Consider the following 13,197-nt stretch of genomic DNA (forward strand, 5'->3'; position numbering starts at 1 on the left):
GCATGACCTGGATTGCTTGCGAATTACACAGTCATACTTTCCACAGCGATGGAAGACAAACGCTCATGGAGCTGGCGAGTGGCGCCAAAGCGCTTGGTTTCGATTGCATTGCTTTGACCGACCACAATACCATGACGGGTTTACATGATAAAGATGCCGTGGAGCATGAAACCGGAGTTTCGATTATTTCCGGGATGGAATGGACGACCTTTTATGGGCATATGGTTACGATTGGTCTGACCCATTTTGTTGATTGGCGTCCGGCGGGCCCAGATGATATCCATAAAGGGATTGCCGATGTTCATAGGAGCGGGGGGATTGTCGGTATGGCACATCCTTATCGCATAGGAAGTCCAATTTGTACAGGCTGCTTCTGGGAATTCAACATCGAGGATTGGAACGATATTGACTATATCGAGGTTTGGTCGGGCACGTTCCCTTCGATTAAAACGGACAATGACCGTGCCTACCGATTATGGACTGACAAGCTGAATGAAGGCTACCGGATTGCGGCCACGTCAGGGCGAGATTGGCATGCCCAAGAGCAAACGGATGAACCTGTATCGGTGACGTATCTCGACATCGATGACGGGGAAGAGACTGTGACGAACCGGGCGGTGCGTGCACTCGCGGCTGGTAAAGCTTCGGTAACCATGGGACCCTTGGTAACGCTAGAAATTTGGACAGATACTGCGGCCTATGGTGTCGGTGACGTCGTTCCTAGGCAGGATCGCAGCCACAGTTATAAGGTCCATGTAAACATAGATTATCATCTGCGCAAAGAGATTTGGGATTTTCAGGAACCCCATTATACGCTAAACTTGATAGGGAATACCGGTGTTCTAAGCGAGCAATTCGTGACTATGGATCAGCCGAATTACGAGATTGAAATTCCTGGCGATGAACTTCTATGGATTCGGGCTGAGTTAAAAGGTAACGTTCGTGGAGTTCGCACATTGATCGCCTTTTCGAATGCTATATATGTGGATCGATGAAAGGGAGTGTTTGGTAGCATGGGTAATCGATTTCCGCTCATAACCGCTCACTGCGGCAGCATGAACACGATTGATCATACGCTTGATTCCGTGCAAACAGGGCTTAGGCTCGGTGCAGACGTGGTCGAGGAAGACATTAGAGTGACGAAGGACGGCATCCCGGTTTTGGCTCATGATGATGAATGGGTTACCGTTGATGGCTTGAAATTGTCCATTTCGCAAATGTCCTTTGAAGTATTAAGAGAGCTTCAGTACGCGGTCACTCATGGTGAACAACGTGAAACGATTCGAATCTGCCGACTTGAAGACATGCTGCCGCTTATCAAAGCTTCGGGTAAAGTCGTGAATTTGGATTTGAAAGTGGATGAAAGTATCGAACCTGTCGCTGCTTTGGTAAAGCAATATGGGATGTTGGAGCAAGCTTTTTTATCCGGCTGTGAGATCGATCGTGCGATGCTAGCTGAGCGATTGAACCCAGAAATGCGCAAACTGCTGAATACCGACCATAACCTGTTTAAAACACTTCCGTATAAAGACGCTATGTTAAAAACCTGCGAAGATGCACTTACAGCCTCCTGCTTTGGCATCAACATCCATTACAGCATCGTGAGCCAAGAGCTAATGGATTATACCAAATCCCTAGGACTGCCGGTTTATGTATGGACTGTGAATGAAGAAGATTTAATGATTCAGTATGCGGATTTGGGTGTTGCTTCTATTACCACACGAAATGTTACAGATTTGGTGGAATTGAAGCAAAAGATGCTGGGTGAGCGTTCATGATTGAAATCTACGTCCATGAGTTCAAGCTTGCTGGTGCAATTTCTCGATCAAAAGCCCCTGATTTTCAAATCTCTATGGGTTAATGCTATTATATACAGAGGGACTGCTGTACAATTTCCATCCGAAAATGGAATGGCCGCAATGCTTTCAACTTATTTAAAGATGATCTCTATGGGGGATACGATGAGAATTCAACTTGAAACAGACATTTGTCAACTTTTTAATATTCGTTATCCAATCTTCCTTGCGGGTATGGCGGGAGGCCCTGGAACAGTTGAGTTGGTGGCAGCTGTCTCTAACGCAGGCGGACTTGGGACGCTGGGGGCTGCCTATATGGCGCCTAGTGCAATCCGCAAGGCCATTCAGGAGATCCGTGAGCTAACGGATGCGCCATTTGGGGTGAATTTATTTTCCATTCAAATGACGGACAAGAATGACAGACTGAAGGAAGTTCAGCGAGAGCTTAACCAGGTAAGAAACCAGCTTGGAATCGTACAAGCAGCTGAGGAGCTCGTGGTAACTCCGGACTACTTTGAGGAGCAGTTTGCGGTAGTCTTAGAAGAAAAAGTGCCTGTCATTAGCACGGCATTTGGTGTTCTTCCTGAACCCCTCATGCGACAAGCTAAATCGGCCGGCATGCGAATTGTCACCATGGTTACTACGGTTAATGAAGCTATCCTTGCTGAGCAGTCCGGTTGTGATGCCATAGTTGCACAAGGAAGCGAAGCTGGCGGGCACCGGGGAACATTCGACATTTCGAATCATCCTATGGGTGCAAACATCGGCACGTTTGCTTTGGTTCCGCAAATTGTTGATTGTGTTCAGATTCCTGTCGTTGCTGCTGGCGGCATAATGGATGGTCGTGGGCTTGTCGCTGCTCTTGTTCTTGGAGCGCAAGGTGTACAGATGGGGACACGTTTTTTGACTTCTCATGAATCTGGGGCTCATGCCTCCTACCAGGAGGCATTATTGAATAGCACCGAAGAGAGTACAGTCATTACCAAGGTATTCTCAGGCCGACCAGCTAGAGGGGTATCCAACCAATTCATCAGGCAATGGGATGCGAGCGGCGTAGAGCCACTTCCTTTTCCAACGCAAAATACCGCTACAAGAGATATTAGGAATGCTGCCGCTAGTCAAAGCAATGCCGACTATATGTCCTTGTGGGCAGGACAAGGTACAAGAATGCTTACGTCGGGACAAAAAGCGGAGCATATTGTTGCTGAAACGATCCAACAGGCTATGACCATATTATCGGTGGAAAGTTAAGGGGCACAGAAAAACAAAAAAATGAGGCGGCAAGGTCAATCTTACCGCCTCATTTTTTTGTTTTTCTGTCCATTGCAAGGGTAAGTCACCCGATTTCTATTTGGCGGAACGTCGATTCGCTATTTTGGGAAATCTGCGTTTGAAATCGAATGAGTGGAACCAAGGGACGCTATTTGATCAAAAAAGCATGATCCAATGGCAAAAACCGCGAAATAACGCCTCTACGTTCCGCATCCTCCTAATTTCGGTGTTTTTCGCCCAAATAACGCATCGTCGTTCCTCATCCTCATGATTTTGGAGGGGCTCGACCAAATAGCAGATCGACGCTCCCCTCAGCTAATCTGGTTACCGTATCATTATTAAGATCATTTATGAATCCAAACTAATCCAGCAGAATTATCTTTAGCTTCACCGACGACTCGGAACTTCAATCCATAGTTCGGCACTAGGCGTCCAGCGTCTGGAATTAATGAATTCATATAGCTATTGGAATCTGAGAATTCCTCAACACCTTGTAAGGATTTATAATTGTACTCTCCTCTGGTTGGGTTGTTAATGTACCACGAAGGCGTCTTGTCTAAGGAGAAGGCCGCATCTGCAACTTGATAGCGAGTCGTTTGCGCGAAGGAATCCTGTCCATCCTTTTGGAACACTAAAGCATCGGAATGAGAATCTACAACGCCAAGGAAACCTTGTCCTGGATGGATACCGACCCAGTTGTCTAGATAACTATCATCTGCATACCAAACGACAAGTCCGGTGTTATATTTGACACCACGGCTGTAGGCAAGAGCTTTGTCTGCTCCGGCGTAGTTTCTCCATTCCAGATAGTAATAGTGCTTCTTAAATTCTACACCATTCGAAACTACAAAGCCGTCCAAGTTAAATTTAGGAGCGCCTTCAGCATCGTCTGAGAATACGACTTGACCATTTACAGTTAATTTCGCATTATCCATTGCAAAACCATTCAATGCAAGTCCGCCATCTGTGACGTAGTCAAAGTGGAGGGTAACCTTTTTACCGGCGAAATGGCTTAGATCATAGGACTTATCTACCCAAGCTCCATTCGTAGTTTCCGCGCGTGCGTCACCGTTCGTATCATTGTCGCCAATGACATCGAGGGTAACTTGTTCATTATAGGTTGATGCTGTAACTGTTAAGTAGTCATACTCAAACTCGACATCATATAAAGTTTTAAAATCAAATGCAGCCGTTTGTGCTTGGGTTAAATCAAACTCAGGAGTTGAGAGTGTGGTATGAAGGTTATCGCCTTTTGTACTGTAATAATAGCGTGCACCGAATGCGGGTTGAATACCTGGAACGGCCTTATCCGGTAAATTAACTTTAATAATACCTGGGTTTTTCGACTTCGTTACACTTTGATCAATGATGGCAGACGTACCTAGTTTCGTAATGTCAGCGGCATCAATTTCACTCACATTTGCCCAGTTTCCGCCCATTGTTTTCTGGAAAAACTCTTTATTTTGAGGAGAAAAAGAGCTAGGTGTAGTGCCGGCTATTTTCCCGTTCCAGCTACCGCCGCTCATAATGGACCAAGAAGCAACGGGCTCACCTTGTCCGGTATACTGGGTATCATACTCATCTGGCAGTCCTAAGTCATGACCGAATTCGTGAGCAAAAACACCTACGGCGCCATCTTCAGGCTGAATGGTATAGTCATAAGCTGCCATACGGCCACCCCAATAGTCAACGCCCGCAGTTGTGCCGGCAATAGGATACACACCATTTAGAGTCCAACGGTGAGACCAAATGGCATTATCGCCTAATTGTCCGCCGCCAGCTTCTTGTCCCGTTCCTGCATGAATAATCATCAGATGGTCAATGATCCCATCGGGTTCGTTTTGGTTGCCATCCCCATCTATATCGTATTGGTCAAATTTGTCATAATCAGCCAGATTAATGCCGGATGCTGCTGCCGCATTTAGAGCATCTTTCACTAAATCACGAGGGCCCTTAGGGTTTAAGTTATCATGACCGCCAGCTGGATTATCATCTCCGTATTGGGCAGCTTGACCAGGAACGGTTAACCAATCGGATACGTACCCATTTACGGTATAACTGCCGCCGGATTGCTCTTCATAATACTGTTTAAAGGTTTGGATTTTAGAACCATCGAATAAGGTGAAATCTGTATCTCCAAACATAAGCTTCTGGTAATGATCGCGGTTGAAATCGTTTGCGTACATGTAACCAGGCTCTTGTATGACGTTATTGTGTTTGAAGTCGGAAAATTCAGTCAAAAGTACGAGTACTTTATCTTCGCGTGCAGGACCGTTGTATTGATCTTGTTTTGCTGATGGAACGGGTATGCCATTTGGATTACCTTTTTTGAAGTTCTCTTGGCCATTGTTCAGTTGAGATAACAGCTTGGTTTTCTGCTTCTCAATAAAATCCTTTGACTTTTTGTCTATATCATTATGATCTGTGTCTTCTTTTGATTTAACACTTTTATTGTTTTTGGTGGATATGTATGATTTGACGGCTTTGGCTATTTGTTCAGGCGTAGCACTTTTGCTTAACAGCCCTCTGTCCATTAACCCTTTTGCCAAACGCTCATCGTCTACAATATTAAAATCTACCGGCGATGCTTCAATTGCCTCTGAGTACTCGGATCCAGCTGCGAATGCAGATGATGTTGTGAATAGTCCTGCTGTTAAACTCGTTGCGAGTAAAAATCTAGTAATTTTCAAGGTGCTTTTTTTCAAAATGAAACCTCCTACATAATAGAGTATGAAACTAATCCATATTTAACCAATGGTATATTAAAATTAAATAATAGTTTGACTATTCTAGTAAGTGCTGTTAGTCCTGTGTAATTTGACCCATATATTTCCTATTTCGACTATTTTATTGATTTTATGCGGGTTTTGATTATGACAAAAGTGCGCAACCCGACACCGTAATTTGTACTCTTTTATTTTTAACTAGACTCTAGTATACTGAACCTGAATTTTTAAGACGGGGGGATTCAAAGTGAAAACTTCGAAATGGATTACGAATGTTCGAGTTATAGCTGAGACAGGAATCATAGAACAAGGTTCGGTATGTGTGGAAAATGGCCGGATCACCGCGATTGTGGAAGGTGAGCTCGTTTACTCGGAGGGACTTGATATTCTCGATGGGGAGGGTAAGCTGTTAATTCCTGGCATGATTGACGTCCACATTCATGGGGCGAAAGGCTATGACATGATGGATGGCACCGTTCGGAGTATCGAAGTCGTATCAGAGACATGTGCTGCCACGGGATGTACCTCATTCTTGGCTACGTCGGTAAGCTCCAAAATGGAGGACTTACTGCGAATGATTGACAATGTCAAGCAAGTGGCAGGTAAGGAACGAGGCGCGTCGATTGTCGGGATTCATACCGAAGGTCCTTATTTGAATATAAAACGAAAAGGTATGCAGAATGAAGCCTATCTTAGGCATCCGGATATTGCAGAAATGGAGCGGGTTGTGGAGCAAGCGGGCTCTCTGTTGAAAATGGTCACCATTGCACCTGAGCTCCCTGGCGGGATGGAGATGGTCTCCTACCTGCGAGAACGAGGAATTATCGTGGCGATTGCTCATTCCGATGCTACATATGACGAAGCCACAGAGGCTTTCCGTCTGGGGGCAAGCCATATTACGCATTGCTTCAACGGCATGCGTCCGATTCATCACCGTGACCCGGGTCTGGTTGTCGCTGCTTTCGAGCAGCCGCATGTTAGCTTGCAAGCGATTGTGGACCATGTTCACCTTCATCCCGCTATTGTAAGGCTGATGCATAAGATCAAAGGAGCGGAAGGGATGGTCCTTATCACGGACGCGCTCCATGCGATGGGACTGGGCGACGGGGACTACCAATTCGGCGGGCACGCAGTGAAAGTCGTAGGAGGAGTCGCCCAATTGCAGGACGGAACACTCGCTTCCAGTACGGTCACGATGAGCGAGGCGTTGAGAAATACCGTGGAGTTGGGCATCTCGTTAGAGGACGCCGTCACGATGGCGTCACGTACCCCCGCGGATCTGCTAGGCCTGACGCATAAGGGCAGGATCGCCATCGGCGCCGATGCGGACATGGTCTTGTTGGATGACAAATTCCAAGTTGCATGGACGATGATCAGTGGCAGGATTTACAGCCAGACGAGCTAGTGCAAGATTGGATGAGCTAGGACGAGTTTGGATGATCTTGGACGATCTGGCGAGCTAGGACGAGATTGGACGAGTCGGCGAGCTTCAAGAGCAAAAGATGAAAAATCCCCCGTCAATGCGTGCGGGGGATTTTTTGATTTGTAGAGTTTGGGCGTAAGCAATGCTTACGCCTTTTTTGCCTTTCTCTATGGATTCTGTTTGGCCGAGATTGTGATTGTGATTGTGATACCTGAGTTTCACAGGGGGGCGGTATTTTATCAACTTCTAGACAACAATAGCTGGTTTCTTCTCACAAAGCAGCAGATTTTTATGCAACAGTTTAGCCGTATTCTCATGCTAAGAGTCCCTAAAAGCTTCTATTTCGAGAAAAAGTAGCTAAAGGTGGTCAATAAGAACATTCCTGTAGACGCTAATATTTGGCCTTTGAAATAAAAGGAGCGTCTCCTGTACGATGGATAAGAACATTCCTGTAGACGCTAATATTTGGCCTTTGAAATAAAAGGAGCGTCTCCTGTACGATGGGGTTGCAACGGGTCAATGCCCTTAATAGCCCATCATCCAAGGAGGACGCTCTACTATGAAGTTTAAACAATCTATGTCCCAAAATCAACGCATTGAACGAATTACCATTTCTCACCTCGTCGTCGGCATCGACATTGCTAAAGAAACACATGTTGCACGTGCCGTAAACTTTAGAGGAATTGAGCAAGGACGCGGCATTTCGTTTTCCAACAATGAAGCAGGATTCCGAAAACTTTTAAACTGGGTCCGTTCCTTACAAACAAAGTACAAACTCCAAGCAGTCATCATGGGAATGGAGTCAACCGGTCATTATTGGTTCAACCTAGCGGATTGGCTTCTCGAACAAAGCGTGGAGGTGGTACTAGTCAACCCACTTACGACCAAACGAAACAAAGAGAATCGTGATAATTGTCAGTCTAAGAGTGATGCGAAGGATGCGCTCGTCATCGCAGATGTTGTGTCTAGAGGCTATTATTCCGAACTCAGAACCCAGGATGCCTTTTACAAACGGCTTCGTCATACGGTGAATGAAAGAGAATACTGGAGTGATCTAAGAGCAAATGTAAGTAACAGAATCGTACGCTGGCTGGATATCCATTACCCAGAGTTCACCACGTTCTTTAAGGAGTGGGACTGTCCTCGCGGGATTGCCACATTAAAGTCTTTTCCACTTCCTTCTGACTTGCACTCGCTAACCGCAGAGCAGGTCGTGGATGGTTGGCGAAAAGCCGGTATGCAGCGTGCAGGTGGACGCCTAGGCCTTTGTAAAGCAGTGGAATTGATGCATTTAGCCCATACTACTGTGGGTGCCCGTGAAACTGCGGAGCAAGCCCGTCGGGAAATCATACGTTTGCTAGATGAATACGAACGCCTTACAAAACGATTAGAAGAGATGGGTCAAGAGCTATCTGTACTCCTCCAGGAGATCCCCCAAACGATGAACCTGCTGAGTACCATCAAGGGATTAAGCCCGCTTTACATTGCCGTCATACTTGCTAATGCAGGTGATTTGAAGCGCTATGCACATGGTCGCCAGCTAATGTCACTGGCCGGTCTCAATTTGGCCGAGAGCACGTCCGGCAAAAAGAAAGGGCAAATCGTCATATCCAAGCGAGGGAGAAGGCAACTGCGTAAATATTTGTATCTGGCTGTGATTGGTTTAGTTGCCAACAATCCAGCATTCAAACAGTGGCATGAAACCAACGTCCAAGTGAAGAAAATGAAGAAGATGCGATCCATCTTTAAGCTCATTGGTAAGTTAGCGCGTATCCTGGTAGCCATGGCCCATAGCGGCGAAGCATTCCAAGGAGAAAAAGCCGTTGCGTTAAAAGTAGCAGCGTAATAATATCTTTAACACCCTATAATCGTATGTATATTGGCTCATTCGTAAGATTTGGCTGACTACAAAGAAAGCACGGAGTACCAAATGCTGGAGACTAAAGGGCACAGACCCATCAAAAGAACATCATTGGCCTCCACCCCTTGGTCAGGTAAAACGAAGGAAGGTCAGGGCGTAGACCCGTTGAGACATGGGAGTGTGAACCTCCAAGGGAAGTGTGGGGAATTGTGCAGTATATGGAATATAACGGGAAATTTTATACTTCCTTTTATTCCTGCATGCCCTTCAAGCCGCCCAGGGACTTCCGCCTGTCTAACTGAATATGTCATCTTTGTTTAAGTATTAAAAATCAGGGCATTTAAACGGATAAATCTCTTTCTTAATTCTGTAATTGGTTTGAATTCTACACTTTACTTGAACGTTAAGAGTCTAGGGACTCTTATTTTTACAAAATATGCTGGAAATGAAGAAATAGCAGTCTCTAAAGGCTCTTATCCGATTCTTTTCTCCCGAATTCATACTTGAAGAAATCGAACTTTTATTATGAAATTGACTCTNTGGAAATGAAGAAATAGCAGTCTCTAAAGGCTCTTATCCGATTCTTTTCTCCCGAATTCATACTTGAAGAAATCGAACTTTTATTATGAAATTGACTCTTTTCTACAACTTTACACAAGCAAAACCGTACCAACTCGCCCAAATGTTGCAGAACGTACAACAATTCTGCCTCAAAGTAACCGTTTTGCGCGAAATCCCGCTAAATTGTTGTACAAAATACAACATCTCCTGCTTAGCGGGAAGAAACGAAGGAAATTGTTGTACGTTGTACAACATGTAATTGCAGGTAACCTAATCTCCCCTTACTACAAAGGATTAATGACGAAGCTAAGGGAATTATTGTCCTAATCTTGTCGGCCATAGACTAACCACTCCGTCGACTTAGAAGACGAGCGAGTATAGGTTGAACCGAAGCTGATTGGCCACCTCAATGCGGCGCTACAGCACACACATCCGGATCAACTGAAAAAAAACGAGAATTCCTCACGGGGGTTCTCGTTTTTTTACTTATAATATGATAAAATGGTTCTATCACATAAACTTGGTTTCATATACAAAACTACACAACAGAAACGCAATGTATTGAAACATCGCTTTGCGAACAAGGAGGCCCTAACTTGGATGATAAATACCGCGTTCCGGCCATCGAACGTGCACACCTGATCCTCAAAGAAATCTCTCTGCATCCCGGTGAGTTGAAGCTCATCGACTTGTCTCGAACGCTCGCCATTAACAAAAGCTCGATGTACTCGTTGTTACTAACCATGGAGAACTTGGGATGGATCGAAAAGGAGACCGGAGAAACCTACCGGTTAGGAAGAGAATTGTCTCGTTTCGGCCATGCCTCCATGCAGCAGCGAGATTTGAATGATTCCTTCCATAAGGAAGCAGCCATATCTAAGCTGAAGCTGGGCGAATCTTTCCAACTCGCCAAATTAGATGGCAAAGAAGTCCTCTATATCGCCAAAGAGGAAGCGCCTACGCCTGTTAGGCTCGCTTCTGAACCAGGCATGCGGTTGCCTGCACATGCCACCGCACTCGGTAAGGTCATGCTGGCTGATCTAAGCGATGAGGAAATGGATTCGCTTTATCGTTCTGACCATGAACCATTTCCACATTTAACGGTTCATTCCATTACTTCTTTACAAGCATTAAAGCAAAGCTTAGAGCAAATCCGACAACAAGGCTATGCGCTAGACTTGGAGGAAGCCGTGCTTGGTTTTAGCTGCGCGGCGGCTCCGATCCGTAATGCTCAAGGCCAAGTCATTGCCGCTGTCAGCTGCTCCATGATGCTGCCTCAATGGGAGCAGAAGAAGCATATCTGTATAGAGGAAGTTTGTAGGTTGGCACACCAACTATCCGAATAAAAAGGAGAATTCACATGCGTTTACAAGACAAAGTCATTCTCATCACTGGTGCAGGATCAGGAATCGGCAAAAGTACCGCTCTCTTATTTGGGCAAGAAGGCGCGCAAGTCATCGTGAACGATCTCGACGTCATCAAAGGGCAGGAGACGGCGGATGAAATTATTGGGGCTGGCGGAGCTGCTGCGTACATACAAGCGGACGTTACCCAAGCCGAGTCCGTCAGTCAGATGGTAGAGCAAATCATACAGACACATGGCCGTATTGACGTGCTTTTTAACAATGCCGGAATTAGCGGTGTAGGCGCGCTTCATGAGCTAGAACCTGACGCCTGGGACCGCATCATGAGCGTTAATGTCAAAGGTGTATTCTTACCTTCTAAGTATGTCGTGCCACATATGATGGAACGCAAATCCGGTTCTATTATTAACATGTCTTCCTGTATCGCTGAAATAGGTCTGGCCCGCCGGGCATCTTACGCAGCAACCAAAGGCGCTGTCCTCGCATTGACCAAATCCATGCAGGTGGATTATGCCGCCTATGGCATCCGGGTGAATGCGTTGCTGCCGGGGACCATTTTAACCCCATTCGTAGAAAATTATCTCCGCACTTCCTATGACGACCCAGAAGCTGCCATCGCCTCATTAAAAACTAGACAGCTAAGCAACGAATTAGGCCGTCCGGAAGACGTCGCACAAGCGGCATTGTTCCTCGCTTCAGATGATTCCAAATTCATGATGGGTTCACCGTTATATATTGATGGCGGCGTGACTTTCGGCAAAAACGCTTAAGTAGCGGCCCCTATTCTGCTTTATTTATTCATTTTTTCATTTTTTCATTTTTTCATTTTTTCATTCACTTACTCATTTATTCATTCATCCATTCATTCAGGAGGTTTTTCTAATGAAACTGCTTACTTTCAGGAAAAATGATACGTTCAACCTAGGCGTCCAGACCGAGTTTGGCGTGCTGGATGTCGTTCAAGCTGTCAACCAGCTGTCGCCAGCATTCACAGTCCCTACCACTGTTCACGAAGCCATTAGTGGCGGGGCATCAGCTAACGATGCATTACTTAACCTTGTTAATCTTGTACTTGAGCGCGAAGATCGTGCTTCCTTGCTGCTGAGCGAAGAGACACTGATTTACGGCCCTTGCGTTACGCATCCTAACAAAATCATTTGCGTAGGTCTGAACTATCGCAAGCATGCCGAAGAAACGAATGCCCCGATCCCGCAGTACCCGATTCTTTTCAACAAATTTAGTAATACGCTTACCGGACACGGGCATGACATTGCACTACCTCGTGTAACCAAGGAAGTCGATTACGAAGCCGAGCTAGTCATCGTGATGGGTAAACAGGCCAAATATGTGCCCAAAGAAGAAGCTTTGGAGCACGTGTACGGATACTGCTGCGTGAATGACCTCTCAGCGCGTGATCTTCAAATGCGGACCCAGCAATGGCTGCTGGGCAAATCGTGCGATGACTTCAGTCCACTCGGCCCTTATCTAGTGACGGCCGATGAAGTTGGCAATCCGAATGACCTCAAGATCAGCACAACTGTCAACGGCAAAGTGCGTCAAAACTCGAACACAGCGGATATGATTTTCCACTGCGACGAAATCGTCAGCTATATTTCTCAGCACATGACGCTATTTCCGGGAGACATCATTCTAACTGGTACACCGGAAGGTGTTGTGCTCGGCGATCCAGTTGATAAGCGTGTATACCTGCAAGCTGGTGATGTGGTGACTATTTCTATTGAGAAATTAGGCAGCCTGACTAATCGCATGGTTAGCGAGTAACTAGCTTTCGCGTTATAAAATCCTAAAACTGAATATCTACTATTCAGCAAAAAGGGCTAACCCCAATGTAGATAAATCTACTTGTGGGCAGCCCTCTTTTCTTTAAATTAGTCCTATGCTCAAAAAAATACTGAACAGCAGGTTTATACGTATACGTATCCCACCGTTTTTTTGTATATTGCTGCTTTCTTAAGCAGATTTTGGGCAAAGGATGCTACCTGAACTCAAGCAAGAGGAACAACGATTCGTTATTTCGGGAAATTTACACTAGAAGTCAAAAAAAGAGGAACGTGAGTGCGCTATTTTGGGCGAAATGAACAATTCAGAGGCAAAAACCGTAAAATAACGCATCGTTGTTCCTCTTCCTCATGTATTCCAGTGTTTTTGTCCAATTAACACATCGTTGTTCCTC

9 protein-coding genes are annotated in these 13,197 nt (G+C 45.7%); 8 read left to right on the forward strand and 1 reads right to left on the reverse strand.

Features of this window, described 5'->3' with window-relative positions; translation table 11 throughout:
* Positions 1–2: 2 nt before the first annotated feature.
* The 3 genes from ASG93_RS02925 (at position 3) to ASG93_RS02935 (ending at position 3,047) form a co-directional block, all read left to right on the forward strand.
* Positions 3–995 (forward strand): CehA/McbA family metallohydrolase, encoded by a 993-nt coding sequence (locus ASG93_RS02925; RefSeq protein ID WP_056828637.1) that lies wholly within the window; start codon positions 3–5, stop codon positions 993–995.
* Between the two features lie 18 nt (positions 996–1,013).
* Entirely contained in the window at positions 1,014–1,778 is a 765-nt protein-coding gene (locus ASG93_RS02930; protein WP_056828639.1) for a glycerophosphodiester phosphodiesterase, read from the forward strand.
* 183 nt (positions 1,779–1,961) lie between these two features.
* The gene (locus ASG93_RS02935; RefSeq protein WP_056829290.1) at positions 1,962–3,047 is read left to right on the forward strand and encodes an NAD(P)H-dependent flavin oxidoreductase; all 1,086 of its coding nucleotides are present in this window, start codon (positions 1,962–1,964) and stop codon (positions 3,045–3,047) included.
* 365 nt (positions 3,048–3,412) lie between these two features.
* Here the strand turns inward: ASG93_RS02935 and ASG93_RS02940 are convergent, their stop codons facing one another.
* Positions 3,413–5,776 carry an immune inhibitor A domain-containing protein gene (locus ASG93_RS02940; protein WP_156410769.1) on the reverse strand — a complete coding sequence of 788 codons (2,364 nt, stop codon included), beginning with the start codon at positions 5,774–5,776 and terminating at the stop codon, positions 3,413–3,415.
* A 265-nt stretch (positions 5,777–6,041) separates the two neighbouring features.
* Here ASG93_RS02940 and nagA point away from each other — a divergent pair, with 265 nt between their 5' ends.
* From nagA to ASG93_RS02970, 5 genes are all read left to right on the forward strand, one after another.
* A complete protein-coding gene (nagA, locus tag ASG93_RS02945) occupies positions 6,042–7,199 on the forward strand; it encodes an N-acetylglucosamine-6-phosphate deacetylase (protein ID WP_056828643.1) in 1,158 nt (385 codons plus the stop codon).
* A gap of 577 nt (positions 7,200–7,776) precedes the next feature.
* The gene (locus ASG93_RS02955) at positions 7,777–9,063 is read left to right on the forward strand and encodes an IS110 family transposase (protein WP_056828648.1); all 1,287 of its coding nucleotides are present in this window, start codon (positions 7,777–7,779) and stop codon (positions 9,061–9,063) included.
* 1,172 nt (positions 9,064–10,235) lie between these two features.
* The gene (locus tag ASG93_RS02960) at positions 10,236–10,985 is read left to right on the forward strand and encodes an IclR family transcriptional regulator (protein ID WP_056828650.1); all 750 of its coding nucleotides are present in this window, start codon (positions 10,236–10,238) and stop codon (positions 10,983–10,985) included.
* Between the two features lie 14 nt (positions 10,986–10,999).
* Positions 11,000–11,773 (forward strand): SDR family NAD(P)-dependent oxidoreductase, encoded by a 774-nt coding sequence (locus ASG93_RS02965; protein ID WP_056828652.1) that lies wholly within the window; start codon positions 11,000–11,002, stop codon positions 11,771–11,773.
* Positions 11,774–11,885: 112 nt separating this feature from the next.
* Positions 11,886–12,785 carry a fumarylacetoacetate hydrolase family protein gene (locus ASG93_RS02970; RefSeq protein ID WP_056828654.1) on the forward strand — a complete coding sequence of 300 codons (900 nt, stop codon included), beginning with the start codon at positions 11,886–11,888 and terminating at the stop codon, positions 12,783–12,785.
* Positions 12,786–13,197: the final 412 nt, after the last annotated feature.

Source organism: Paenibacillus sp. Soil787 (assembly GCF_001429545.1).
In the GTDB taxonomy this organism is placed as follows: domain Bacteria; phylum Bacillota; class Bacilli; order Paenibacillales; family NBRC-103111; genus Paenibacillus_E.